This is a genomic window from Streptomyces sp. CA-288835 (assembly GCF_050936385.1).
Taxonomy (GTDB): Bacteria; Actinomycetota; Actinomycetes; order Streptomycetales; family Streptomycetaceae; genus Streptomyces.
This window is the reverse complement of the sequence record NZ_JBNJMW010000001.1, coordinates 2,879,428-2,905,635: the sequence shown is the minus strand read 5'-3', so window position 1 is coordinate 2,905,635 and position 26,208 is coordinate 2,879,428. Positions and strand designations below refer to the sequence as shown.

The window sequence follows — 26,208 nt, the reverse complement described above, 5'->3', positions numbered from 1 at the left end:
GGCTTCAGCCCACGCTTGCCTCAGCCAGCCGGACCAATGCCTCCGGTGCCTCCTCGACCCGGTCCACGAGGGCGATCCGCGGCTCCATCGAGCGGTTCCTGGCCAGCGACTGAAGCAGCGGCCAGACCGGCAGCCGCTCCGTCCAGTGGGCGCGGTCGACCAGGACCATGGGGGTCGGTTCGCCGCGGGACTCGTAGTAGTTCGGTGTTGCGTTGTCGAAGACCTCCTGGACGGTGCCGGCGGCGCCCGGCAGGAAGACGACGCCCGCGTTCGAGCGGGCCAGGAGGCCGTCCTCGCGGGTGGCGTTGGCGAAGTACTTCGCGATGTGGGAGGCGAAGGCGTTCGGCGGCTCATGGCCGTAGAACCAGGTGGGGATCCCGACGGAGTGGTTGCCCTTCGGCCAGCGTTCGCGCACCTCGAAGGCGGACCGTGCCCATTCGGTGATCGACGGCGTGAACGAGGGGGCCTTGCCGAGGAGTTGGCAGGCCTCCTGAAGCATCGCGTCGTCGTAGGGCGCCGCGTACGCGCCCAGGTTCGCCGCCTCCATGGCGCCCGGGCCGCCGCCCGTCGCCACCGTGAAACCGGCCCTTGCCAGCGCGCGCCCGAGCCGAGCCGCACCCTCGTACGTCTCAGTGCCGCGGCGCATCGCATGGCCGCCCATCACGCCCACCACCCGCGTCCTGCGGAGGAGTTCGTCGAGGGCGTCGGAGACGGAGTCGTCGTGGACGGCCCGCAGCATCGACGCATAGACGTCGCCGTCGGCCTTGGTCTGCTGGAACCAGGCGTAGGCGAGGGCGTCCGGCGTCCGCTCGTAGCCCTTGTCGAGTGAGGCGAACAGTTCGCCGGGCGTGTAGACATGACCGCGGTACGGGTCGAACGGCAGGCCCGGTATGGGCGGGAAGACCAGCGCGCCGGCCGCGCGGACCTTCGCCGCCGCCTCCTCCCGCATCGGGCAGCCGAGGAAGACAGCACCCGCGGTGTCGGTGGTGAGCAACTCCCGCGTACGGTCCGTCAGATCAACGGCCTGAACGCGGAACCCGGAGAGAGTCCCACGAGCGGAGACGACCGCGTCGAACTCCTCGAGGGTCTCGATCTCGTTGTCTTCGTGGTGAGCCGCATGGGCGGGCATAGTCTGCACCCGCCCATGCTAGGAGTCACCGCGTAAGCAACGCGTTGTGCCCTGGACCTCAGCCCTGGACGGCCGCCGGGTCCATCCACATGACCTCCCAGGTGTGGCCGTCCGGGTCGTCGAAGGCGCGGCCGTACATGAAGCCGTGGTCCTGCGTCTCGCCCGACGGGGAACCGCCCGACGCCAGCGCCTTGTCGACCAGCTCGTCGACTTTCTCGCGGCTCTCGGCGCTCAGTGCCAGCAGCACCTCGCTGGTCTTCGTGGAGTCCGCGATCTCCTTCTTCGTGAAGTCCGCGTAGCGCTGCTTGTCCATGATCATCGCGACGATCGTGTCGCTGATGACGATGCTCGCGCAGTGCTCGTCGGAGAACTGCTCGTTGATCCCGTAACCGAGCGCCGTGAAGAACTTCTTCGAGACGTCGAGGTCGTTGACGGCGAGGTTCACGAAGATCATCTGCTGGTACATGGCGGTCTCTCCCCTTTTTGTATGGTCAAGTTGTCGTTCGCAGGGTTAGACCAGAGCCTCGCCGAAAAATCATCGGCTGTCCTGAACTTTTCTCGTACGGAAGATTCAGTCCGTCAGCGGCACAGCCGCCAGGCCCGCGATCGCCCAGGTCAGCGGCCCGAGGACGGCGAGCAGCGCACCCGCGCGAAGTGCGGCGGCGCCGCGCAGCAGGGTGGCGGGGGCGCCGAGCCCCAGCAGTGCCGCCGTGGTGTCGGCACGGTCCTGCCTCGCCTCGACCGCGGCCGTCAGCAGCGTCCCGACGGCACAGCCCGCCACGATCAGCACGCCCAGCACGGTGAGCGGCCCGATCTCGGGGCGCGCGTCGGCATAGAGCGCGGCCATGGCGTACGCCCCCGATGCCACCGCGCACACCACGCCGAGCGGCCGGCCGATGCGCCCCGCCTCCTCCATGAGGATGCGCCCGGCCAGCAGCCGCACCGCGCCCGGCCGCACCGCCTGGAGCAGCCGGCCGCTGAGGTGGGTCAGCGCCGGTCCCGCCATCGCCAGGCCCAGCGTGGTGAGTGCCCAGCCGATGAGCACTCCGGCGGAGCCGCCCGCCTGAAAGCCGGGCAGGGCAGGACCGGACGCGGGCCCGCTGCGACTCGCGTACGTCTCGACGGCGAGCCCGGCCGCGAGCACCGCCACACCCCAGGGCAGGCCGGTGGGAGTGGGACCGGGAGCGGGGTACGGGTGCTCGGGCGGGCCGGGGTCGTCGGGGTGATCGTCACTGAGCGCGGAGCCGCCGGCTTCGGCGGCGGCTGCCTGGTTGCCGGTCCCGAAGGTCGTACGAGCGCCGGATTGCCGGCCTCCGCGCGGGCGCAGGGACAACGCGCTCGCCACCGACGCGGCGATCGGTACCAGTGCCAGCAGGGTGAGCGTGGCCGCGAGGGGCAACGGCCGGTCCCCGGCAAGCAGTTCGGCGGCCTCGCCATCGAAGGGGAGACCGCTCAGATCGCCCCGCAGATGGAGAACGCAGAGCAGCGCGATCAGCGAACCGAGCGTGCAGGACACCGCCGTGGAGATTGCCGCGAGCAGCATCAGCCGGGCCGGTCCCAGGCCGATCGCGAAGAGCCCGGGCCGGGGGCGGGTGGCCGGGTCGGTACGGGCCACCGCCACCGCGAACTGCACCGTGGCGGCGAGCGGCGCGAGACACCACGCGAGCCGGACGACCGCGTCCGAGGACTCATGCGGGTGCCCCATCGCGAACCCCAGGGTGCACAGGAGCAGGAAGCCCGTGCCCGCCGACGCCACCGCCACCAGGAAACGGCGCAGTTGGACGGCGGGCCGGGCGCCCCGGGCTAGGCGGAGAGCGAGCACGCGGCCCGGCCTTCCGACTCGGTCTCGGCGGCCGGAGGCAGATGGACGGTGTTCACGCGCCGCCCGTCGAGCAACGACACCCTGCGGTCGGCGAGGGCCGCGGTGTCCGCGTCATGCGTGGCCAGCACAACCGTGATGCCGTGCGAACGGGCCGCCGTCGTGAGCGTACGCAGCACATTCGCACGGTCGACGCGGTGCAGCGGGGCGGTCGGCTCGTCGGCGAAGAGCACGGTGGGCGCGGGAACCAGCGCGCGGGCGATGGCGACGCGCTGGCGCTCGGCCTGGAGCAGGGCGTACGGGCGGCGGCGGGCACAAGCGCCGATGTCGAGGCGCTCCAGCCACTCCAGGGCGGTGGTCTTGGCCTGGCGGCGTCCTGCGCCGCGCAGCATCAGCGGCAGCGCGGCGTTCTCCCAGGCGTTCAGCTCGGGTACCAGGACGGGCGCCGGGTCGATCCAGCCGAAGCGGTCGCGGCGCAGACGTTCGCGGGTGTGCGGGCCCATGGTGTGCACGGGCGTGCTGTTGAACCAGACCTCCCCCTGCTGCGGCAGGAGTTGCCCCGACAGGCATCTCAGCAGGGTGGTCTTGCCGCTGCCGCGCGGGCCGCCGACGGCGAGGATCTCGCCTACGCGAACCCCGAGCGAGACGCCGCTGAGCGCGGGGGAGCCGTTGTGCTTGACATGCAGAGCACGTGCCCAGAGCACGTCGTTGTCCGGCGGAGCCACCATGGGCGTACACCTCGGTTCGGATCAGAAATGCCGCGGAATCCCCCCGGACCGGGAGGAAGTCCCCCCGTCCGGGGGAACGAAGGCGGAGCCGATCGGTCACTGGGCACGCTAGGGATTCGACGCCGGGAGGCCGGACGTACGCGGCCCCGTTGCCGCCCATTCTCACTCGAACGGGCGGCAACGGGGCCGGTGTTGATCATCCGAAAGGAAGATCAGAGCTGATCGGAGCCGGGTCTCGGAACCCGGTCTCAACAGCAGGTCTCAGAAGGTCTCAGAGCTGGGTCCAGGCCTCCGTCAGCACCTGGCGGACGATGGACTCGATCTCGTCGAACGTCGACTGGTCCGAGATCAGCGGCGGCGAGAGCTGGACCACCGGGTCACCGCGGTCGTCGGCGCGGCAGTACAGGCCGTACTCGAAGAGCTTCTTGGAGACGTAGCCGTACAGGATCCGCTCCGACTCCTCGTCCGTGAAGCTCTCCTTGGTGGCCTTGTCCTTCACCAGCTCGATGCCGTAGAAGAAGCCGTTGCCGCGGACGTCGCCGACGATCGGCAGGTCGTGCAGCTTCTGCAGGGTCGTCAGGAACGCGTTCTCGTTGTCGAGCACATGCTGGGTGAGCTTCTCGCGCTCGAACAGGTCGAGGTTGGCGAGGGCCACCGCGGCGGAGACGGGGTGGCCGCCGAAGGTGTAGCCGTGCAGGAAGGTGTTGTCGCCCTTGTAGAAGGGCTCGGCTATGCGGTCCGAGATGATGCAGGCGCCTATGGGGGAGTAGCCCGAGGTCATGCCCTTGGCGCAGGTGATCATGTCCGGGACGTAACCGAACTTGTCGCAGGCGAACATCGTGCCGAGCCGGCCGAAGGCGCAGATGACCTCGTCCGACACAAGGAGCACGTCGTACTGGTCGCAGATCTCGCGGACCCGCTGGAAGTAGCCGGGCGGCGGCGGGAAGCAGCCACCGGCGTTCTGCACCGGCTCCAGGAAGACGGCCGCGACCGTCTCCGGGCCCTCGAACAGGATCTGCTGCTCGATCTGGTCGGCGGCCCAGCGGCCGAAGGCCTCGGGGTCGTCGCCGTGGATCGGGGCGCGGTAGATGTTGGTGTTCGGGACCTTGTGGGCGCCGGGGACCAGCGGCTCGAACGGGGCCTTCAGGGCGGGCAGTCCGGTGATGGACAGGGCGCCCTGCGGGGTGCCGTGGTAGGCGACCGCGCGCGAGATGACCTTGTACTTGGTCGGCTTGCCCACCAGCTTGAAGTACTGCTTGGCGAGCTTCCAGGCGGTCTCGACCGCCTCGCCGCCTCCCGTGGTGAAGAAGACCTTGTTCAGATCACCGGGGGCGTGGCCGGCGAGACGCTCGGCCAGCTCGATCGCCTTGGGGTGGGCGTACGACCAGACCGGGAAGAAGGCCAGTTCCTGCGCCTGCTTGGCGGCGGTCTCGGCCAGCTCCACCCGGCCGTGCCCGGCCTGGACCACGAAGAGGCCCGCGAGACCGTCGAGGTAGCGCTTGCCCTTGTCGTCGTAGATGTAGGTGCCCTCGCCCCGGACGATGGTGGGGACGGGCGCGTTCTCGTACGAGGACATGCGGGTGAAGTGCATCCACAGGTGGTCGTACGCGGTTCGGCTGAGGTCCTTTTCGGTCACGGTTATCGGGTTCCCCACATGTAGGTCTGCTTCTTGAGTTTCAGGTAGACGAAGCTCTCGGTGGAGCGGACGCCGGGCAGGGCGCGGATGCGTTTGTTGATGACGTCCAGCAGGTGGTCGTCGTCCTCGCAGACGATCTCGGCGAGGAGGTCGAAGGAGCCGGCGGTCATCACCACGTACTCGACTTCCGGCATGGCGCTCAGTGCGTCGGCCACGATCTCCGTGTCGCCCTCGACGTTCATGCCGACCATCGCCTGCCGGCGGAAGCCCACGGTGAGCGGGTCCGTGACGGCGACGATCTGCATTACGCCCTGGTCGAGCAGCTTCTGGACGCGCTGGCGGACGGCCGCCTCGGAGAGGCCGACCGCCTTGCCGATCGCGGCGTACGGCCGCCGGCCGTCTTCCTGGAGCTGCTCGATGATGGCGAGGGAGACGGAGTCCAGCGGGGGAGTGCTGTTCCCCGACCGGGTTTCCTGGGAGCCCTTCGGCTCTGCGCTGCGACTGACCACGTGCTCACTGTGCATGAGACATCGGCAGTTCCGCAAGGTTCGATCGATGAAATCCGTTGTTTGCATGGCTAGCAATTGCGGATTTCGCAGTTCTGGGCCGATCGGGGGTGTTGAAAACGTGGAGCCTCGGACTAGGCTGGGTGTCTCAAGGAATGGACACCCGACAGGAGGGCCGGCAGTGAGCACTGAGCTGCGTCGTCTGCGCAACTACATCGACGGAGAGTTCCGCGATGCCGCCGATGGACGGACCACCGAGGTGGTCAACCCCGCGACGGGCGAGGCGTACGCCACCGCGCCGCTGTCCGGGCAGGCGGACGTCGACGCCGCGATGGCCGCCGCGGCCGCGGCCTTCCCGGCCTGGCGGGACCTGGTCCCGGCCGAGCGCCAGAAGGCCCTCCTCAAGATCGCGGACGCCTTCGAGGAGCGGGCCGAGGAGCTCATCGCCGCGGAGGTGGAGAACACCGGCAAGCCGATCGGGCTGACCCGGTCCGAAGAGATCCCGCCCATGGTCGACCAGATCCGCTTCTTCGCGGGTGCCGCCCGGATGCTCGAGGGCCGGGCGGCCGGGGAGTACATGGACGGCCTGACCTCCATCGTTCGCCGCGAGCCCGTTGGCGTCTGTGCACAGGTCGCTCCCTGGAACTACCCGATGATGATGGGCGTATGGAAGTTCGCCCCGGCGCTCGCCGCGGGCAACACGGTCGTGCTGAAGCCGTCCGACACCACCCCGGCCTCTACCGTCCTCATGGCCGAGATCATCGGCTCGATCGTCCCGAAGGGCGTCTTCAACGTCATCTGCGGCGACCGTGACACCGGCCGCCTGATGGTCGAGCACCCGACCCCGGCGATGGCTTCGATCACCGGTTCCGTACGGGCCGGCATGCAGGTCGCCGAGTCCGCCTCCAAGGACCTCAAGCGCGTCCACCTGGAGCTGGGCGGCAAGGCGCCGGTCGTCGTCTTCGAGGACACCGACATCGCCAAGGCCGTCGAGGACATCTCGGTCGCGGGCTTCTTCAACGCGGGCCAGGACTGTACGGCCGCCACCCGCGTCCTCGTTCAGGAGTCCATCCACGACGAGTTCGTGGCCGCGCTCGCCAAGGCCGCCGCCGACACGAAGACGGGCCAGCCGGACGACGAGGACGTGCTGTACGGGCCGCTGAACAACCCGAACCAGCTCAAGCAGGTCAGCGGCTTCATCGAGCGGCTGCCCGCCCACGCGCGCGTGGAGACCGGCGGCAAGCGCGTCGGCGACAAGGGCTTCTTCTACGCCCCGACCGTCGTCTCCGGCCTCAAGCAGGACGACGAGATCATCCAGAAGGAGGTCTTCGGCCCTGTCATCACCGTCCAGTCCTTCACGGACGAGAACCAGGCCCTCGAGTGGGCCAACGGCGTCGAGTACGCCCTCGCCTCCTCGGTCTGGACGAAGGACCACGCGCGCGCGATGCGCATGTCCAAGGCTCTCGACTTCGGCTGCGTCTGGATCAACACGCACATCCCGCTGGTCGCGGAGATGCCGCACGGCGGCTTCAAGAAGTCGGGTTACGGCAAGGACCTGTCGTCGTACGGCTTCGACGACTACACGCGGATCAAGCACGTGATGACGTCGCTGGGCTGATCCCACGACGAGCTGAGCGGTGCGGGCCTGCGCTGGACGGCGCAGGCCCGCACTCGTGCTCAGAAGTCGAACGCGGCGCGGAGGATCTTGTACTCCACCGGGTTCATGTCCACGGACTTCGCTTTGGTCGCATTGATCGAGTGGACGAGAGTGCGGGAGAGGTCGGGAGTCGTGGCGATCAGCGTGCGATAGCCGGGGCGGGAGCCGGACTTGAGCCAGAGGACGAGGCCGTCCTTCTCGTAGTACTGCAAGCCCGCGCTCATGGTCGGCTCGCCTTCCTCGACCTTCGGCAGCGTGAGCATCTCCTGCTTCAGCAGGGGCAGCGGGACGACCTTTCCGCTGAACAGGCCGAGGAGCAGGCGCTCCAGATCAGCGGTCGTGGAGATCATGTCGCCCGCCGCCCAGCGGTCCGACATGTTCCACTCCGTGGCGTCCACGAGGCGGCCGTCGGTGAGTCTCTGGTAGCCGCGGTTGTGGGAGCCGTGGATGCGGGGGTCGGGTCCGCACGGGAAGGATGTGTCCTGCATGTCGAGCGGCTTGAAGATCCGTTTGGCTGCCTGGTTTTCGTACGAGTCGTTCGTGACCTTCTCGATGAGCATGCCGAGCACGGTGTAGTCGATGTTGCCGTACACCTGCCGTTCGCCCGGATCGAACGCGCGTCCCTGGGCGACGGAGGAGGCCACGACCTCCTCCGGCGTCAGCGTCTTGTAGCGGTTCTCGAAGCCCTCCCCGTCTTCGGGGCCCAGGGAAATGCCCGGCTTCAGCCCACTGGTGAAGGTCAGCAACTGCCGGACGGTGATGGGGTCGAAGTCGTCCGGGAACAGGCCGGGAAGGTACGTCTGGATGTGCCCGTCCAGGTCCACCTCCCCCTTGGCCGCGAGCTGCAGCACGACGGCCGCCGTGACCACCTTGGTAGTGGAACCGGCCCGGAAGCGCCCGTGCTCCAGGGCGGCGCGACGCGTGGCGAGGTCGCGTACGCCGGAGCTGCCGTGCCAGCTGCCGCCCGTGCCGCCGACCCGTACGAGTGCGGCCGTCGCGCCCTTGTCCGACACGTCCGGCAGGTTGTCGATCGCGTCGCGCAGGGCCTTTTCGTTCGGGCCGGCGGCCTCCCGTACGACCGTTGTGGCAGGGGAAGCGGCGGCCGCCCCGGCCAGGGGACCGGCTACCAGGCCGAGGACGACGAGAGCGGCGCAGGCGGTACGGACACGGATATGCATCGGGCGGCTCCTCAAGGTGGGTGGATCTTCATCCTCCGCGCGTACGCCGCCCATGCGGATCATCACCGAGGAGGGCGCCGCCCCTGGGTCGGCCCCCAGTCAACTGACGTGCGGGCCAAGGGTGTTGTCAGGGGTCTCCCCTAAGGCCGTCGGCCGAACCCGTGCAAAAAACTGTTATCGCGGTGAGGTCTCCGCCGTCTCCTGTGCACACACGGCACGCGTGGCACGCAGACCCACCTGGCACCATGCCTCACAGCGATGGCTGAGATTGTGCGTCCGGAAGGCGGCGTAGGAGATGACACGTGTGCGGGAAGGGACGTACGTGGACGGTCGGCAGTGGCGTACGACCATCGCGGCAGCGCAGGCCGGTGACCGGCGGGCCCTCGATGAGCTGGTCGAGGGCTGGCTGCCGCTGGTCTACAACATCGTCGGCCGCGCGCTGAACGGTCACGCCGACGTCGACGACGTCGTGCAGGAGACCATGCTGCGGGCCGTGGACAACCTCGGCTCGCTGCGCGATCCGGACAGTTTCCGCTCCTGGCTGGTCGCCATCGCGATGCGGCAGATACGGGACCGGGCCCGCCGCCGTACGTCCGAGTCGCTGGCCGAGGACGCCGCGCACGACGCCGCCGACTTCGCCGAACTGACCGTGCTGCGGCTCCAGTTGGAGGGGCAACGGCGCGAGGTCGCGGAAGCGGTGCGGTGGCTCGACGACGAGGACCGGCAGCTTCTGTCGCTGTGGTGGCTGGAGGTCGCGGGCGAGCTCACTCGGCGCGAGCTGGCGTCGGCCCTCGGCATCAGCCGGCAGCACACCGCCGTACGCGTCCAGCGGATGAAGGCACGCCTGGAGACCGCGCGGGGCATCGTGCGGGCGCTCGACTCGTCGTGCGGCGAACTGCGCGAGGTCACCGCCCGCTGGGACGGACAGCCCGACTCGGTATGGCGCAAGCGGCTGGCCCGGCACATACGGGACTGCCGCCAGTGCTCCGGGCGGCACGAGAAGGTCGTACCGGCCGAACGCCTGCTCGTCGGGCTCGCCCTCGTCCCCGTCCCGGTCGGCTTCACGCTCTCGCTGGTCTTCGGCGGCAAGACGGCGGTCGCCGCGACGACGGCCGTCACGACCGTCGGCTGGTCCGCCAAGATCGTCGGCGCGCTCACCAAGCCGGCGGTGGCGGTGACGGCCGGGGCGACGATGGCCGCGGGCGGCGCGTACGTCGTCACCCAGCCGCCGGACGCACCGCCGCCTCGGGTAGCGGCGCCCACGGCGGCGAGCACGACCCGCCCGAGTCCGTCGCCCACGCCGACCCCCACGCCCTCACCGACGAGACGGGCCAGCCTGTACGGCACTGTCGTCGACGCCGTCGACCAGGCGCCCGACCCGAACGCGCGCCCCGCCGAGCTGCCGCGCAGACCCGAGGCCGGCATCACCAGCACCGGCGGCCCGCGAGCCGTGATGCAGCACCGCGGCAGCAACGTGACGCTCAGAGGCCAGGGCTACGTACTCGTGCGCTGGCAGATATCCCCGCACGACCGGCCCGGCGGCCTCACCATGCCGACCTGGACGGGCCTGAGCGGCAAGCTCTTCCACGTCGCGTCCGGCGGCGGCCGACGGATGGACGACGCCGGCGGCACCCGGCCCGGCTACGCCACCGGAATGGGCGGCCCGGACGTCGGCTTCACCGTCCTGCCGGAGGGCACCCAGCAGATGTGGCAGAACGAGTACTTCTACGTCGACGGCACCGTCACCTTCAACGTGAACGAACGCGGCGCCTCCTACGGCGTCGCGGTCTCCCCCACGGACTGGGAAGCGGTGAACAAGGACATCAACACCGGCCCCGACCAGGGCGCCATCCGCTACGGCCTCACACGCGACAACGGCAAGGACACGGCGCCGGTGCCGCAGTACGTCACACGGTCGAGGCCGACTGATCCGGCGACGGTGCCACAGAGGTCCCAGGTGAGGACTTAGGGAGCTTCGCTCCTCACCCCGCGAAGAGCGCACAGCATGTCTATGCGGTTCGTCGTGATCGAGTCGGCTCCCGCGTCCAGGAGGCGGCGCATGGAGCGGCGAGTGTCGGGGGTCCACGCCGACAGGAGGTAGCCGTCGCGGTGGACGCGGGCGGCGAGGGCGCGGTCGACCAGGCTGAAGCGGTAGTTGAGCCAGCGGGGTCGTATCGCTTCTAGGAGGACGGGGCGCGGGGGCGCGAGCGTGGTCCAGGTGAGGGCGATCTCCGCGGCGGGATCGGCGGCGCGGACGGCGAGCATGGTCTCGGCGCCGGCGCTGTAGTACACGCGCTCGTCGGCGCCGAGATCGCGGATGACCTCGACGATCCGGCGTACGGCCCGGGGGTTCGCGGCGCCCGGCAAATCGACCATGAAGCGGCCGTGATCGGTCGCCTTCAGGGCCTCCTCCAGGGTGGGAACGCCACCGGACGTGAGCCCATGCACCTCGTCCGCGGAGAGCGAGAGCAGCGGCCGGTCGTGTTCCCACAACCGCTTCAGCGTCGCGTCGTGCAACAGCACAGGCACATTGTCGCGGGTCAGCCGCACATCGAACTCCACGGCGTCCGCGCCCCGTTGGAGCGCGGAACGCAGCGAGTCGATCGTGTTCTCGCGGACGCGATAGGGGTCGCCGCGATGGGCCACGGCAGTCACGGAGCGCATGGGCCCATTGTGCTGGGTCAGTTCGCGAGCCACGCAGCGGTGTACGTGTCGATCTCCGCGGCCAGCTTCGCCTTGCCGACCGGGTCGAGGAACGACGCCTCGACGGCGTTCTTGGCAAGCGCGGCGAGACCCTGTTCGTCGAGGTCCAAGAGGCGGGCGGCCACCGCGTACTCGTTGTTGAGGTCCGTGCCGAACATCGGCGGATCGTCGGAGTTGATCGTCACGAGCACCCCGGCCCGTACGAACTCCTTGATCGGGTGCTCGTCGAGGGTGCGGACCGCGCGCGTGGCGATGTTGGAGGTCGGGCAGACCTCCAGCGCGATGCGGTGCTCGGCCAGGTGCGCGAGCAGCTTCGGGTCCTCGGCGGAACTCGTGCCATGCCCGATGCGCTCGGCGCGCAGCTCGGTGAGGGCATCCCAGACGGTCCCAGGACCGGTCGTCTCGCCCGCATGCGGCACCGAACGCAGCCCGGCCGCGATCGCCCGGTCGAAGTACGGCTTGAACTGCGGCCGGGCCACGCCGACTTCGGGCCCGCCGAGCCCGAACGAGACCAGGCCCTCCGGACGGAGCTTGTCCGTGGTGGCGAGCCGGGTGGTCTCCTCGGCGGCCTCGAGGCCCGCCTCTCCCGGGATGTCGAAGCACCAGCGCAGTACGGTCCCGAAGTCGGCCTCGGCCGCCTTGCGGGCGTCCTCGATCGCGGCCATGAACGCGCCCTCGTCGATGCCGCGACGGGTCGAGGAGAACGGCGTGACGGTCAGCTCGGCGTACCGGATCTGCTGCCGCGCCATGTCGCGGGCGACCTCGTACGTGAGGAGGCGTACGTCCTCCGGGGTGCGGATGAGGTCCACGACGGACAGGTACACCTCGATGAAGTGGGCGAAGTCCGTGAACGTGAAGTAGTCGACCAGCGCCTCGGGGTCGGTCGGCACCTTGGAGTCGGGGTGGCGGGCGGCCAGCTCGGAGACGATACGGGGGGAGGCGGAGCCGACGTGGTGCACGTGGAGTTCGGCCTTGGGGAGCCCGGCGATGAAGGTATGCAGGTCGCGCGGGACCTGCCCGGTGGGCACGGTGGGCGGGACGCTCGGGTCGCGGTGGTCGGTCACGGGTTCCTCCCCGGGAACGGCGCCCTGCGTTTGTGCGGCGGGCGCGGGTGATCGGCTGATCGGGTGGTGCGTGGATCATCGTAAGCCGGGGTCTTGGGGGCGTGGTCCGGCCGTAGCATGACGGGACGTTCGAGAGAGGGGACTCCGCGTATGTCCGACGCCGCGCAGCCGCCGGGTACGCCGGGGGGCGGTGCCCCGAACCCTTGGGCTCCGCCCGAGCAGCGGGCTCCTGCGGGCGGAGCCCCTGGTTCCGGGCCACAGGGCGCGGCTTCTCAGCCGGGGGTTCCTCTGGGCAAGGCGGGTGCATCGCCGGATGCGGGGCGTGGGGCGCCTTCCGTGCATGACCAGCCGACGGTCACCTCGATGCCGGGGGTGGGGGCGCCGCCTTCGCCGGGTGTCCAGGGCTGGGCCGATCCTGTGGTGCCGCCGGGGGTGGCTGCCTCTGGTGGTCCGTTCGTGGGGCCGGGCGGTGGGTCCGGGGATCCCGTTCCGCCGCCGCCCGTCTCGCCGGAGGGGCCGGGGCAGGTGCCCTATGGGTACGGCTATGGCTACCCGGGGCAGGCCTACTACCCGGCCGCCCCGGGGGCCGGGCCCGGTTACGGCTGGCCCGGGATGCCTATGGGGCCGAGCAACGGGATGGGTACGACCGGGCTCGTGCTGGGGATCGTCTCGGCCGTCGGCTTCTGCCTCTGGCCGGTGGCCATCATCACGGGCATTCTTGCGGTGATCTTCGGTGGGATCGGGCGGGGTAAGGCGCGGCGTGGTGAGGCCACGAACGGTGGCCAGGCCCTGGCCGGGATCATCTGCGGAGCGGTTGGCGCCGCGCTGGGCGTGGCCATGCTCGTGCTGCTGCTCATAGCTCCGGGCCTGCGCTAGGGGCTCCGCCGGGCGAGGGGTTCTTTTCCCCAGCCCCGCCCCTTCCCGGCTGTATCAATTTGCGGCTCCGCCGCGTGGGGGGCTGCGCCCCAGGCCCCGCTGCCTCCGGCGGGTGGGTGGGGCGCCTTCGGCGGGTGCGCGCCTACCGCGGGTGGGTGGGGTCACCCGTGAGTGCGTGGGTGCCTACCGGGGTGGTGGGTGACAGTCGTGTCGCGGGTGCGGGTGCGTTGTGGCTTGTCGCGCAGTTCCCCGCGCCCCTAAACAGCCTGCGACTGCCCGCACCCCGAAGAGCAAGCGAACCGAAATAGCCCGCGACCCGAAATGGTCCGCGCCCCGGGCAAGCCCGCGGCCCGGAAGGCCGCCCGGAGGGAGCCCGGACCCCCATGGCCCCGGGGCCGCCCGCGGCGGCCAGGGGACGGGGCGGGGGTGTGCGCCCGCAGCGGCCGGCGCGCCAACACCGGCACCCTCTACCAGCTGACAGCAACGCGCGCCGGTCCGAGGACGGACACCCCCGACGCGGCCCCGCACCCACCACCCACCCAAGCGGCGCGAGGCTGTCACATATGCGGCTCCGCCGCGTGGGCGCGAGCAACCACACTCAGCCCGCAGCCGACAACGAACCCAACCGCCCAACCGCCGGAGGCACCAGGCACCCCCACCCCAACCGATTCCGTCGCTTAACCAAAATGGCAACAACGGAATCACTTGTTGGACAGGCCCCCCTCTGTCAGGATCGGCCTTCAAATCGAGCTGGAGCCACGCCACCCCCTCCCCGGAGGGGATTGCGACGGCGGAGGAGATCGACATGGACCACCTACGCAACGGCCGGACCTCCCTCAGCCGCCGCTCGCTGCTGCGGGCCACCACCGGTGGCGCGCTCGCCCTCGGTGGCGCCGCAACGCTGAGCGCCTGTGGCATCCCCGCGGCCAAGAACACCGCTGGGGTCGACTCCGAGGACCACTCGGCCAAGGAGAAGCGGATCAGCTTCTCCAACTGGACCGAGTACATGGACGTCGACGAGAGCGAAAAGCGGCACCCCACCCTCGACGCGTTCACCAAGCGCACCGGCATCAAGGTCAAGTACACCGAGGACATCAACGACAACGTCGAGTTCTTCGGCAAGATCAAGCCGCAGCTGGCAGCGGGCCAGGACACCGGCCGCGACCTGATCTGCGTCACGGACTGGCTCGCAGCCAGGCTCATCCGCTTCGGGTGGGTCCAGAAACTGGACCCGTCCAACCTGCCGACCGCGTACGCCAACCTCTCCCAGCAGTTCCGTAACCCCGACTGGGACCCGGGACGGGCGTACTCCTATCCCTGGACCGGCATCTCCACGGTCATCGCGTTCAACAAGAAGGCGCTCGACGGGGAGGAGGTGAAGTCCGTCTCCGACATGCTCGACAACCCCAAGCTCAAGGGACGCGTCGGCTTCCTGTCGGAGATGCGCGACAGCGTCGGCATGACGATGCTCGACATGGGCAAGGCCCCGGGGAAGTTCACCGACGACGACTTCGACGCGACGATCGACCGCCTCCAGAAGGCCGTCGACAAGGGCCAGATCCGCCGGTTCACCGGCAACGACTACACGGCCGACCTCACCAAGGGCGACTTCGCGGCCTGTCTCGCCTGGGCCGGTGACGTCGTCCAGCTCAAGGCGGACAACCCGGACGTGGACTTCGTCATCCCGGACAGCGGCTACCTGACCTCCACCGACAACCTGCTGGTCCCCAACAAGGCCCGCCACAAGACCAACGCCGAACGGCTCATCGACTACTACTACGAGCCCGGCCCGGCGGCACAACTCGCGGCGTACATCAACTTCGTATGCCCCGTGGACGGTGTGAAAGCCGAACTCGCGAAGATCGACGAGGACGCGGCGAACAACCCGCTGATCATCCCCGACGCGGCCATGGCCGCCAAGTCGCGCTCCTTCCGCTCCCTGAGCAGCAAGGAAGAGACGGCCTACGAAGAGAAGTTCGCAAAGCTGACAGGGGCGTGACCTCCATGACGAACGACAACAGCGGTGACGTCCGCCTCTCCGGAATCAGCAAGACGTACGGCTCCTTCACTGCCGTGCACCCACTCGACCTGACCGTCCCCCAGGGATCGTTTTTCGCCCTCCTAGGGGCCTCGGGTTGCGGAAAGACCACCACCCTGCGGATGATCGCGGGCCTGGAGGAGCCCACTTCGGGAAACGTGTCCCTGGGAGACCAGGACGTGACGAACCTGCCCCCCTACAAGCGGCCGGTGAACACCGTCTTCCAGTCGTACGCCCTCTTCCCGCACCTCGACATCTTTGAGAACGTGGCCTTCGGTCTGCGCCGGCGCGGCATCAAGTCGGTGAAGAAGCAGGTCGGGGAGATGCTCGACCTCGTACAGCTCGGCGAGCAGGCCCGTAAGAAGCCGCACCAGCTCTCCGGCGGCCAGCAGCAGCGCGTCGCCGTCGCCCGCGCCCTGATCAACCACCCCAAGGTGCTGCTCCTCGACGAGCCGCTCGGCGCCCTCGACCTCAAGCTGCGGCGCCAGATGCAGCTCGAACTCAAACGCATCCAGACCGAGGTGGGCATCACCTTCATCCATGTCACGCACGACCAGGAAGAGGCCATGACGATGGCCGACACGGTCGCCGTGATGAACGCGGGCCGGGTCGAGCAGCTCGGCTCGCCCGCCGACCTCTACGAGAACCCGCAGACCACGTTCGTCGCCAACTTCCTCGGCACCTCCAATCTCATCGAGGCCGAGGTAGACACCACCAGCGGCGACGAGATCGTGCTCAAGGCAGGCGGCGGCAAGCTCTCCCTGCCGTCCGCACGCTGTTCGGCGCCCACCACGACCGGCGGCAAGGTCCTCGTCGGCATCCGCCCCGAGAAGATCTCCCTCACCCACGCCGACGACGCGGGCTCGATCCCCGAGGGCCGCAACCGCATCTCCGGGACGATCGCCGATACGAGTTTCATCGGCGTCTCCACGCAGTACGTCATCGACAGCCCCGTCTGCCCCGAGTTCGAGGTCTACGCCCAGAACATCGACCGCGACGCCCGGCTCGTCCCCGGCACCGAGGTCGTCCTGCACTGGAGCCCGGCGCACACCTTCGGGATGGACGCGACTCAGGACATCGACGCGGGTGTCGAGACCGTCGGAGAAGAGGCCTCGGCATGACGACCGTCACCGAGGCGCCACCGCCTCTCGTGCCCACCCCGCAGAAGAAGCCCCCGCGCAGAAGAGGCCGCCTCACCCCGTACTGGCTGCTCCTGCCCGGCATCCTCTGGCTGCTGATCTTCTTCGCGCTGCCGATGGTCTACCAGGCCTCCACGTCCGTGCAGACGGGCTCCCTGGAGGAGGGCTACAAGGTCACCTGGCACTTCGCGACCTACTGGGACGCGATCTCCGAGTACTGGCCGCAGTTCCTGCGCTCGGTCCTCTACGCAGGCACCGCCACCGCCCTGTGTCTGCTGCTCGGCTACCCGCTCGCCTATCTGATCGCGTTCCGCGCCGGCCGCTGGCGCAATCTGATCCTGATCCTGGTGATCGCGCCGTTCTTCACCAGCTTCCTGATCCGTACGCTCGCCTGGAAGACGATCCTCGCGGACGGCGGCCCGGTCGTCGGCGCCCTCAACTCGCTGCACCTGCTGGACGTCACGAGCTGGCTCGGCCTCACGGCCGGTGACCGCGTGCTGGCCACGCCACTCGCGGTGGTCTGCGGACTCACGTACAACTTCCTGCCGTTCATGATCCTGCCGCTCTACACCTCGCTCGAGCGCATCGACGGACGCCTCCACGAGGCGGCGAACGACTTGTACGCCAAGCCGTTCACGACCTTCCGCAAGGTGACCTTCCCGCTGTCCATGCCGGGTGTCGTCTCCGGCACGCTCCTCACGTTCATCCCCGTCAGTGGTGATTACGTCAATGCCGATCTGCTCGGCTCCACGGACACCCGGATGGTCGGAAACGTGATCCAGGGCCAGTTCCTGCGGGTGCTCGACTATCCGACGGCCGCGGCTCTTTCGTTCATTCTCATGGCCGCGATCCTCATCATCGTCACGCTCTACATTCGCAAGTCGGGGACGGAGGATCTGGTCTAAATGTCCCTCGTACGCTGGCTCAAGCGCCATCTCGTCGTCATCGCGGGCCTGTTGACGCTCGGATATCTGCTCCTGCCGAACGTCGTCGTCACGGTCTTCTCCTTCAACAACCCCAAAGGGCGCTTCAATTACGAATGGCAGCAGTTCTCCACGGAGGCGTGGACCGATCCGTGCGGGGTCGCTGATCTGTGCGGTTCGCTCGCGCTCAGCCTGCAGATCGCGGCATGGGCGACGCTCGGCGCCACGGTCCTCGGCACACTGATCGCCTTCGCTCTGGTCCGCTACCGCTTCCGTGCGCGGGGCGCCGTGAACTCGCTGATCTTCCTTCCCATGGCGATGCCCGAGGTCGTGATGGCCGCCTCCTTGCTGACGCTTTTCCTCAACATGGGGGCTCAGTTGGGTTTCTGGACGGTCCTGATCGCCCACATCATGTTCTGCCTCAGCTTCGTGGTGACAGCCGTCAAGGCGCGCGTCATGTCGATGGACCCGAAGCTGGAAGAAGCCGCACGCGATTTGTACGCCGGACCGTTCCAGACCTTCGTCCGGGTCACCCTGCCCATCGCGGCCCCCGGAATCGTCGCGGGCGCGCTGCTCGCCTTCGCGCTCTCCTTCGACGATTTCATCATCACCAATTTCAACGCGGGCGCGACAGTCACCTTCCCCATGTTCGTCTGGGGCTCGGCACAACGCGGCACACCCGTCCAGATCAATGTCATCGGTACGGGAATGTTCATCGTCGCCGTACTGATCGTGCTGGCCGGAATGGTCATCAGCGGCCGCCGAAACAGGCAAAAGGCATGACCACACAAGGCATGACCCGTTGGACAAAGTCGCTCTCCGACGCCCAGCCCGGCTCCTACTGGCTGGACGACCCCGCAAAACCCCACCCCGAGCCCGCCCTCACCACCGCCGAGACCTGCGATCTGCTCGTCGTCGGCGGCGGCTACAGCGGACTGTGGACCGCGCTGCTCGCCAAGGAGCGCGACCCGCAGCGGGACGTCGTCCTCGTCGAAGGCCGGGAGGCGGGCTGGGCCGCCTCCGGCCGCAACGGCGGCTTCTGCGCCGCCTCGCTCACCCACGGCCTGGCCAACGGACTCGCCCGCTGGCCCGACGAGATCCACACCCTCGAGCAGCTGGGCGCCCGCAACCTCGACGCCATCGAGGCAGCCGTCACCCGCTACTTCCTCGACTGCGACTTCGAGCGCACCGGCGAGATCGACGTCGCCACCGAGCCGTACCAGGTCGCCGAACTCCGCGACTGGTACGGGGAGTTGGAGCACCGCGGGCTCGCGGACGGCCTCGAGTACCTGGACGCCGACGCCGTACGGCAACAAGTCGACTCACCGACATTCCTCGCCGGCCTCCACGACCGCCGCGGCGTAGCGCTCGTGAACCCTGCCCGACTCGCCTGGGGCCTCAAACGCGCCTGCGTCGAGCAGGGCGTCCGCGTGTACGAGCACACGCCCGCGCTCACCTTGAAGGCATACGGCGCCGGTATGGCCGTACGCACTCCGTACGGCAGCGTCCGCGCCCGTCACGTCGCCCTCGGCACGAACATCTTCCCCAACCTGGTCAGACGGGTGCGCCCGTACACCGTCCCGGTCTACGACTACGCGCTGATGACCGAGCCGCTCACCGAAGCCCAACTCGCCTCCCTCGGCTGGAAGAACCGCCAGGGCCTCGGCGACAGCGCCAACCAGTTCCACTACTTCCGGCTGTCCGCCGACAACCGCGTCCTGTGGGGCGGCTACGACGCGGTCTATCCGTACGGCGGCCGGGTGCGCGCCGAGTACGACGACCGCCCGGAGACCTACGCCAAGCTCGCCGGACACTTCTTCACCTGCTTCCCGCAGCTGGAGGGCGTCCGCTTCACCCACGCCTGGGGCGGCGCGATCGACACCTGCTCCCGCTTCTCGGCCTTCTTCGGCACGGCACACCACGGGCGGGTCGCCTACGCGGCGGGCTACACGGGACTCGGCGTAGGAGCGACCCGCTTCGGCGCGGACGTGATGCTCGACCTGCTGGCGGGGGAGCGCACGGAACGTACGTCCCTGGCCATGGTCCGCAAGAAACCGCTCCCGTTCCCGCCGGAGCCCCTCGCCTGGACCGGCATCGCGCTCACCAAGTGGTCGCTGGCAAGGGCGGACGCGCACGGCGGCCGACGCAATCTGTGGCTGAGAACGATGGACAGACTGGGTCTCGGCTTCGACAGCTGAGGCGGCCGAGGTACGGGCTGCTAGCGGCGGGAGTGCAGGAACGCCCTCAGCCCGATCAACAGCATCGCGCTGAGCACCAGGCTCGCCACCACGTCCAGCGGCCAGTGATAGCCACGCCGGACCAGCCCGAAGCCGACGGCGCCGACCAACACCAGGCAGCCGAGGGTGAGTTCACGACGGACGTACGAGCCGCGCAGCCAGGGCAGCAGAAGCAGGACGGCCGCTCCATAGGCGACGGCGGCTGTCGCCGTGTGGCCCGAGGGGTAGTAGCCGTCGCCCGCCATGCCGGGCTGCCCCGTGCGCCCCACGGCCTCCTTCAGCGGGACGACCAGCGCGGGTACGGCGGCCATGGTGACCAGGGCCGCGAGCGGCGGCAGCCACCAGCGGGGCGTACCGGCGCGACGCGCGCGCCAGGCGACGTACGCGAGCGTCACGATCAGGACCGGGACGGCGACCGTGAAGTTGCCGAGATCCGCGAGGAGTTCGGCGAAGCCGTCCGGCAGCGGGCCGTCCGCGATCGCCCGGCCGAGGCGCTCGTCGGCGCGGCGCAGTGGGCTGTCGACGGCGACCTGCCAGGTGAGGAACGCGAAGAGCAGGGTCAGAGCCGCGAGGGAAAAGGTCGGCCGCCCCGGAACAGGGGGGGTAGTTCCGAGGCGGCCGCAAAGACCGGGTCGTCGCACGCCCCGGGGGGTTTGGGGCGGGCGACGGTCCGATCGGTGAGGAGACCCTCCGGAGCCGGAGGCTCCAGTAGTGTGCGCGAGGGCACGACCAGGGCGAAGCTGGGGAGGCCTCGACCCTGTATCGCCCACAGTCCCCTGTGGGCGGGGTGTATCTCTCATCTGGGTAGAACCTACGACAGGGGATCGGCGTCCGACAGACCGATAGGCCTCCCCTCATGCACCTCGCACACGTTCTTCACATGCTCCGCGCGGTAGCGGAACCGGATGAGAGAGTTCCTGCTCAGATGGGGCTCAGATGCGGGTGAACGCCTGCTCCAGGATGTCCAGGCCCTCGCTCAGCAGCTCATCGCCGATGACCATGGGCGGCAGGAAGCGCAACACGTTGCCGTATGTGCCACAGGTCAGGACCAGCAGGCCGTCCTGGTGGCATGCCTTGGCGAGCGCGGCGGTGGCCTCCGGGTTCGGCTCCTTGGTCGTAGGGTCCTTGACGAGCTCGATGGCGATCATGGCGCCCCGGCCGCGGAGGTCGCCGATGATGTCGTACTTCTCCCGCATGACGCCCAGACGTGCCTTCATGACCGACTCGATGTGCCGCGCCCTGGCGGCCAGGTCGAGCTCCTTCATCGTCTCGATCGAGCCGAGGGCGCCCGCGCAGGCGACCGGGTTTCCGCCATAAGTGCCGCCCAGTCCGCCCGAGTGCGCGGCGTCCATGATCTCGGCGCGGCCGGTGACGGCGGCCAGCGGCAGGCCGCCCGCGATGCCCTTCGCCGTGGTGATCAGGTCCGGGACGATGCCCTCGTCCTCACACGCGAACCACTGACCGGTGCGGCAGAAACCTGACTGGATCTCGTCGGCCACGAAGACGATGCCGTTGTCCCGCGCGAACTCGCTGAGCGCCGGCAGGAAACCCTTCGCCGGCTCGATGAAACCGCCCTCGCCGAGGACCGGCTCGATGACGATCGCGGCCACGTTCTGGGCGCCCACCTGCTTGCTGATCTGGTCGATGGCCTGCGCGGCGGCTTCGGGGCCGCAGTTCTCGGGGCCGGTCGGCCAGCGGTAGCCGTACGCGATCGGCATCCGGTAGACCTCGGGCGCGAAGGGGCCGAAGCCCTCCTTGTACGGCATGTTCTTGGAGGTCAGCGCCAGCGTCAGGTTCGTACGGCCGTGGTAGCCGTGGTCGAAGACGACGACGGCCTGGCGCTTGGTGTGGATGCGGGCGATCTTGACGGCGTTCTCGACGGCCTCGGCGCCCGAGTTGAAGAGGGCCGACTTCTTGGCGTGGTCGCCTGGGGTCAGCTCGGCCAGCGCCTCGGCGACGGCCACGTAACCCTCGTACGGCGTGACCATGAAACAGGTGTGGGTGAAGTCCTGAAGCTGGGCGCTCGCCCGGCGTACCACGGCCTCGGCGCTCGCGCCCACGCCGGTCACGGCGATTCCGGAGCCGAAGTCGATCAGCCGGTTTCCGTCGACGTCCTCGATGATCCCGCCGTCCGCGCGTGCGGCGAACACGGGCAGTACGGACCCCACACCGGCCGCGACCGCGGCAATGCGGCGGGCCTGCAACTCCTGCGACTTCGGGCCGGGGATGGCGGTGATGACGCGGCGCTCCTGCGGAAGTGCGCTCATGAGGGCTCCCTGGGGTGGTGCGGCGGGTCCGCACGAACAGTCGGTTTCTTCCTTCGCACGCTAGGGCTGGGCCCGGGGAGTGGGCATGCTCCATGTGGGCGTTGTCGGCCTGCTGGGTTGTCCGCGGTGGACATGGCGGCGGCCGAGGGGTCGGCCATCGCCCGGCCCGGTATGCGGTGAACTCCCCCTGCGGGGGCATTAGATTGGCTCGCTGATGGTGGATCGAACGGCTGGTCAGGGGACAAGGGCGATGGACAGCGACGGCACGCAGGACGCACGGGGCACACACGCCGATCGTGTGCCGCGCCCGGCGGGGCCGCCTCAGGTACCACCACGGCCCGCGCAGGCGCCGGGCACGCCGCCGATGCCGGACGGCTCCGCCTTCCTGGCCTGGCTGCGGGCGCCACGGCCCGAGGCGGCGCCGGGGGTGTGGCGATTCGGACACCGGCCGCGGCCGGACGAGGAACCGGAGGTCGTCTCGAACCGGCAGTTGCTCAGCGGCGCGCTGATCGCCTTCCTCGTGGGATGGCTGATCTGGTCACTGCTGTGGAACGGCTACCTGGGCGGCTGGTGGCTGGTGCCGCTCTACGCGATGGTTCCTGACTCCTGGGCGGGGCCGGGCTCGTACAGTCGCGTCATTCTCAGCTACACCTGGTACACCGTCGTGGCCCTGATGATCATGGTCAGTGTCGGACGCCTCGGCCGCTGGGGCGAGGTATGGCGCCGGTTCGTCACGTCACGCCTGCGAAGGCAGCGGGAGCGGCCGGTCGCGCCGCCGCCCGAGCGGGACCCCGCCGAGTGGCCCGGCCTCCGCGACGCCGGAGCCACCGAAGCCGCCGAACGGCTCGCCGCCGAGGCCCGCTCCGGGCTGATGCGCGACGTCGACCATGCCCGCATCACCCGCGCCTGGCAGGGCGTACGCAGCGGTCGGCACAGTCTCGCCACCTTCACCGGCGCCGTGCTCAAAGACGGCGCCGCCGCCTGTCTGCACCCTTCCGGTGCGCGTGACCTTCCCGGCCGCCTCGCCCAGCACGACCTCGTCACCGGGCAGGTCCGGCTCGGCACGACCGCCGACGACCCGCGCAATCCGTACGCCTACCGCGGCACCGGACTCGGCGTCGGCCCCGAACTCCTCTGCACCTCCCTGCTCGCCGTCGGCCCCGCCGGATCCGGCAAGACCAGCGGTGTCGTCTGGCCGCTCGCCGAGTCGCTGTGCCTGCACGCGCTCGCCGGACGGGCCGCCGTCGTCGTGGTCGGTGCCGCGGGCGCGGGGCTCGGGCCAGCGGACGCGTATGACGTCGTCGTACGGGTCGGAAACCCCGAGTCCGTCTACGACCTCGACCTGTACGGCGGCACCACTGACCCCGACGAGGCGGCGGCCGTACTCGCCGAGGCACTGGTCGGCGACCTCACCGATCCGCACCCCGGTGGAGACCACCGCCGCTCCACCACCGTGCTCGCCCAACTCCTCGGGCCGTATCGCGCGGTTCACGGGCGCTTCCCCTCCGTACCCGAACTGCGGCAGCTCCTCGACGGCGCGCCCGGCCAGCTCGGCGCGCTGCGCAAGGCGCTCACGGAGGCCGGACAGGAGTCGCTGCTGCGCGAACTCGACGCCCGGGAACGGCAGTTGGGGCAGCCGGGCGATGTCGGCGGAGTACTGGCCGATCGAGTGGCACTGCTGGACCGGCCCGCCTTCGCCGGTTTCTTCGATACGTCCGGTCAGTCCCGGCCCTTCTCCCTCCGCACCCTGGACCACCCGGTGCGGGTCCGCATCGACCTGCCCGAACGCGGTCACGCCGACGCCTCGCGGATCCTCGCGCGGCTGGTGCTCGCGCAGTTCACGGCGAGCGTGGCGGTACGCGAGGACCGGTCGCTGTTCGCGTGTCTGGTGCTGGACGACGCGACGGGCGTCGTCACTCCCGAGGCCGTACGAGGCGTCCAGCGGCTGCGGTCGGCCAACGCCGGGGTGGTCATGACCCTGCGTACGCTCGACGATGTGCCGCGGCCGCTCAGGTCCCCGCTGCTCGGGGCGATCGGCTGCCGGATGGCGCTGTCCGGGCTCACCCCCTGGGACGGGCAGGACTTCGCCGAGGTGTGGGGCAAGGAGTGGACCGAGGCGACGGATGTCACCGACCGGCAGATCATCGCCGAGACCCCGCTTGGCAAAACCGCCCACGCACTGCGCCGCGTGATCACGGGACGCGCCCCCACCGCACGGGCCGTCACCGTCCGCCAGGTCGAACGTGAGCGGTGGTCCGCCTCCGATCTGGCGCACGCCGTTCCGCCCGGGCATGCGGTGCTGTCGCTCACGAGCGTGCGCGGGGAGCATGCGCCGCCGCTGCTGGTGGATCTACGCGGCTGAGCGGTCCCGCGGCGGCGTGGGCGTGCCTCACTTCGCCGAGACCGATCAGTCCGACAGGTGGCAGGACATCTGGACATAAGGTGACGCGGTCACCGTACAGTAAGGCAGAATCGACACAGGTCGTTCATACGTGGCGGCCAAAAGATCACACTCTCTGCCAGTCACGGCACTTCCGCCGCTTCGGTGAAGGCCTCGCCAGGAAGACCTGAAGGTCCCATGCCCCCGACGCTCGCCTCGCTCGTCCAGCACTCGGCGCTCAAACTCACCGTGCGCGCGGGCGAGGAGCACCTGGACCGGCCCGTCCGCTGGGCCCATGCCAGCGAACTCGCCGACCCCGTGCCGTACATGGAGGGCGGGGAGCTGCTCCTGATCACCGCGCTCAAGCTGGAGGCGGAGAACCCCGAGGCCATGCGGCGCTATGTGAAGCGGCTCGCGGGGGCGGGGGTTGCGGGGATCGGGTTCGGCGTCGGGCTCCACTACGAGGAGATCCCGAAGGCACTGGTCGACGCCGCGGAGAGCGAGGGTCTGCCGCTCCTCGAAGTCCCGCGGCCCACCCCTTTCCTCGCTATCAGCAAAGCCGTCTCCGCCGCGATCGCCGCCGATCAGTACCGCGCCGTGACCGCCGGCTTCGCCGCCCAACGCGAGCTGACCAAGCGGGCGTTGAGCGAGGGACCCGAGGGCCTGCTGGCCGCGCTGGCCTCGCAGGTCGACGGCTGGGCCGCCCTGTACGACGCGACCGGCGCCGTCGTCGCGACGGCGCCCGAGTGGGCGGGGCGACGGGCGGCTCTGCTCACCGCCGAGGTGGAGCGGTTGTGGGAGCGTCCCTTGCCGGCCAGTTCCGTCGTCGGGGGGTCCTCCGAGGAGGGTGAGGACGAGGACCGCGTTGAGTTGCACTCGTTGGGGACGGGGAAGCGGCCGCTGGGGGTGCTGGCCGTGGGTACCGCCGCGGCGCTGGGTACGGCCGAGCGGTACGCCGTGCATTCCGCGATCGCCCTGCTGACGCTCACGACGGAGCGGTCGCGGTCGTTGTATGCCGCGGAGCAGCGGATCGGGGCGGCTGTGCTGCGCATGTTGCTGGCGGGGCAGCCGGACCATGCGCGGGCCGCCGCGGGGGATCTGTACGGGGAGCTGCTCGATGCTCCGTATCGGGTGATCCTTGCGGAGGCTGGGGCGGTGCCGGGGACGCGGGGGCGGGGTGTGGGTGGGGGGCTCGTCTCGGCCTCACCCTCGGCTTCGGGGGCCGACGTCGGCGTGGCCGAAGCCGAGGGGGATCCGGTGGTTGGGTTCGCGGAGGTGGTTGAGGCCGCCGCTGCTCGGTCGGGGGAGGCCGTGCTGGTTGTGCCCGATGGGGAGCGGCTGGTGGTGTTGGCCGCTGACGGGGGCGCGGTGGTTGCGTCGTGCGCCCAGTACGCGGAGGCGCTGCTGGCCGAGCGGGGTTCCGCTGAGCAGGGCGGGGACGACGACGAGCTGGTGGTCGGGCTGTCGGCTCCCGCCGGTCCCATTGCCGCGGCGGCTGCCTATAAGCAGGCCGAGCAGGCGCTGTCCGTTGCGCGGCGGCGGGGGCGGGTGCTGGTTGAGCACGAGGAGTTGGCGGCGGGGTCTGTGGTGCCGTTGCTTGCGGACGACGCCGTGCGGGCGTTCGCTGACGGCTTGTTGCGGGCGTTGCATGAGCATGACGCCACGGGGCGGGGGGACTTGGTGGCTTCGTTGCGGGCCTGGTTGTCCCGCCATGGGCAGTGGGATGCGGCTGCGGCGGACCTTGGGGTGCATCGGCATACGTTGCGCTACCGGATGCGGCGGGTCGAGGAGATCCTCGGACGCTCGCTGGACGATCCGGATACGCGGATGGAGCTTTGGCTTGCTCTGAAGACGTCCGCGTCCGGCAGTTAGGCGGATTTTTCCCCAGCCCCGCCCCTTCCCGGCTGTATCAATTTGCGGCTCCGCCG

20 protein-coding genes and 1 pseudogene are annotated in these 26,208 nt (G+C 69.7%); 10 read left to right on the top strand and 11 right to left on the bottom strand.

Going from position 1 to position 26,208, the window contains the following annotated elements; all coding sequences use genetic code 11:
* Window positions 1–4 precede the first annotated feature (4 nt).
* The 6 genes from ACQEVY_RS13005 to ACQEVY_RS12980 form a co-directional block, all read right to left on the bottom strand.
* On the bottom strand, window positions 5–1,138 hold the full coding sequence (locus ACQEVY_RS13005; protein ID WP_432947989.1) for an LOG family protein: 1,134 nt from the start codon (window positions 1,136–1,138) through the stop codon (window positions 5–7).
* Window positions 1,139–1,187: 49 nt separating this feature from the next.
* A complete protein-coding gene (locus ACQEVY_RS13000; RefSeq protein WP_432947987.1) occupies window positions 1,188–1,595 on the bottom strand; it encodes a VOC family protein in 408 nt (135 codons plus the stop codon).
* Between the two features lie 105 nt (window positions 1,596–1,700).
* Window positions 1,701–2,951, bottom strand: coding sequence for a hypothetical protein (locus ACQEVY_RS12995; RefSeq protein WP_432947984.1), 1,251 nt, complete (start codon window positions 2,949–2,951; stop codon window positions 1,701–1,703).
* The gene (locus ACQEVY_RS12990; protein ID WP_432947982.1) at window positions 2,933–3,676 is read right to left on the bottom strand and encodes an ABC transporter ATP-binding protein; all 744 of its coding nucleotides are present in this window, start codon (window positions 3,674–3,676) and stop codon (window positions 2,933–2,935) included. The genes ACQEVY_RS12995 and ACQEVY_RS12990 overlap by 19 nt, the downstream gene beginning before the upstream one ends.
* Window positions 3,677–3,947: 271 nt before the next feature.
* On the bottom strand, window positions 3,948–5,330 hold the full coding sequence (locus tag ACQEVY_RS12985) for an aspartate aminotransferase family protein (protein WP_432947980.1): 1,383 nt from the start codon (window positions 5,328–5,330) through the stop codon (window positions 3,948–3,950).
* Complete coding sequence (locus ACQEVY_RS12980) at window positions 5,315–5,836, bottom strand: Lrp/AsnC family transcriptional regulator (RefSeq protein WP_432947976.1); 522 nt, start codon at window positions 5,834–5,836, stop codon at window positions 5,315–5,317. The genes ACQEVY_RS12985 and ACQEVY_RS12980 overlap by 16 nt, the downstream gene beginning before the upstream one ends.
* Window positions 5,837–5,999: 163 nt before the next feature.
* Here ACQEVY_RS12980 and ACQEVY_RS12975 point away from each other — a divergent pair, with 163 nt between their 5' ends.
* Window positions 6,000–7,436, top strand: a complete 1,437-nt coding sequence (locus ACQEVY_RS12975; RefSeq protein ID WP_432947974.1) for a gamma-aminobutyraldehyde dehydrogenase — start codon at window positions 6,000–6,002, stop codon at window positions 7,434–7,436.
* Between the two features lie 59 nt (window positions 7,437–7,495).
* On the opposite strand, the gene ACQEVY_RS12970 is transcribed toward ACQEVY_RS12975, so the two are convergent.
* The gene (locus tag ACQEVY_RS12970) at window positions 7,496–8,653 is read right to left on the bottom strand and encodes a serine hydrolase domain-containing protein (protein WP_432947972.1); all 1,158 of its coding nucleotides are present in this window, start codon (window positions 8,651–8,653) and stop codon (window positions 7,496–7,498) included.
* Between the two features lie 295 nt (window positions 8,654–8,948).
* Between ACQEVY_RS12970 and ACQEVY_RS12965 the strand changes: the two genes are divergently transcribed.
* Entirely contained in the window at window positions 8,949–10,622 is a 1,674-nt protein-coding gene (locus ACQEVY_RS12965) for an RNA polymerase sigma factor (RefSeq protein ID WP_432947970.1), read from the top strand.
* Here ACQEVY_RS12965 and ACQEVY_RS12960 read toward each other — a convergent pair.
* Window positions 10,619–11,317: a glycerophosphodiester phosphodiesterase gene (locus ACQEVY_RS12960; RefSeq protein WP_432947968.1), complete on the bottom strand. Its 699-nt coding sequence runs from the start codon at window positions 11,315–11,317 to the stop codon at window positions 10,619–10,621. The genes ACQEVY_RS12965 and ACQEVY_RS12960 overlap by 4 nt on opposite strands.
* A gap of 17 nt (window positions 11,318–11,334) precedes the next feature.
* A pseudogene (locus tag ACQEVY_RS12955) lies at window positions 11,335–12,539 on the bottom strand (adenosine deaminase).
* Window positions 12,540–12,756: 217 nt separating this feature from the next.
* On the opposite strand from ACQEVY_RS12955, the gene ACQEVY_RS12950 reads away from it, so the two are divergent.
* The 6 genes from ACQEVY_RS12950 to ACQEVY_RS12925 all read left to right on the top strand — a co-directional run bounded on the left by ACQEVY_RS12950 (window position 12,757) and on the right by ACQEVY_RS12925 (window position 19,594).
* Window positions 12,757–13,296 carry a DUF4190 domain-containing protein gene (locus ACQEVY_RS12950; protein ID WP_432947966.1) on the top strand — a complete coding sequence of 180 codons (540 nt, stop codon included), beginning with the start codon at window positions 12,757–12,759 and terminating at the stop codon, window positions 13,294–13,296.
* A gap of 805 nt (window positions 13,297–14,101) precedes the next feature.
* Window positions 14,102–15,295, top strand: a complete 1,194-nt coding sequence (locus ACQEVY_RS12945; RefSeq protein WP_432947964.1) for a polyamine ABC transporter substrate-binding protein — start codon at window positions 14,102–14,104, stop codon at window positions 15,293–15,295.
* A complete protein-coding gene (locus tag ACQEVY_RS12940) occupies window positions 15,292–16,455 on the top strand; it encodes an ABC transporter ATP-binding protein (RefSeq protein WP_432947962.1) in 1,164 nt (387 codons plus the stop codon). Before ACQEVY_RS12945 ends, ACQEVY_RS12940 begins: the two co-directional genes overlap by 4 nt.
* Complete coding sequence (locus tag ACQEVY_RS12935) at window positions 16,452–17,378, top strand: ABC transporter permease (protein ID WP_432947960.1); 927 nt, start codon at window positions 16,452–16,454, stop codon at window positions 17,376–17,378. The genes ACQEVY_RS12940 and ACQEVY_RS12935 overlap by 4 nt, the downstream gene beginning before the upstream one ends.
* Window positions 17,379–18,179 carry an ABC transporter permease gene (locus tag ACQEVY_RS12930; RefSeq protein ID WP_432947958.1) on the top strand — a complete coding sequence of 267 codons (801 nt, stop codon included), beginning with the start codon at window positions 17,379–17,381 and terminating at the stop codon, window positions 18,177–18,179. It abuts the gene before it with no gap.
* 11 nt (window positions 18,180–18,190) lie between these two features.
* Window positions 18,191–19,594 carry an NAD(P)/FAD-dependent oxidoreductase gene (locus ACQEVY_RS12925; RefSeq protein ID WP_432947956.1) on the top strand — a complete coding sequence of 468 codons (1,404 nt, stop codon included), beginning with the start codon at window positions 18,191–18,193 and terminating at the stop codon, window positions 19,592–19,594.
* A 20-nt stretch (window positions 19,595–19,614) separates the two neighbouring features.
* Here ACQEVY_RS12925 and ACQEVY_RS12920 read toward each other — a convergent pair whose 3' ends face one another.
* Together ACQEVY_RS12920 and gabT are read right to left on the bottom strand one after the other, a co-directional pair.
* Complete coding sequence (locus tag ACQEVY_RS12920) at window positions 19,615–20,274, bottom strand: phosphatase PAP2 family protein (protein ID WP_432947954.1); 660 nt, start codon at window positions 20,272–20,274, stop codon at window positions 19,615–19,617.
* A 291-nt stretch (window positions 20,275–20,565) separates the two neighbouring features.
* A complete protein-coding gene (gabT, locus tag ACQEVY_RS12915) occupies window positions 20,566–21,900 on the bottom strand; it encodes a 4-aminobutyrate--2-oxoglutarate transaminase (RefSeq protein WP_432947952.1) in 1,335 nt (444 codons plus the stop codon).
* A gap of 250 nt (window positions 21,901–22,150) precedes the next feature.
* Between gabT and ACQEVY_RS12910 the strand changes: the two genes are divergently transcribed.
* Complete coding sequence (locus ACQEVY_RS12910; RefSeq protein ID WP_432947950.1) at window positions 22,151–24,262, top strand: ATP-binding protein; 2,112 nt, start codon at window positions 22,151–22,153, stop codon at window positions 24,260–24,262.
* Between the two features lie 216 nt (window positions 24,263–24,478).
* The gene (locus ACQEVY_RS12905; RefSeq protein ID WP_432947948.1) at window positions 24,479–26,152 is read left to right on the top strand and encodes a PucR family transcriptional regulator; all 1,674 of its coding nucleotides are present in this window, start codon (window positions 24,479–24,481) and stop codon (window positions 26,150–26,152) included.
* Window positions 26,153–26,208 lie beyond the last annotated feature (56 nt).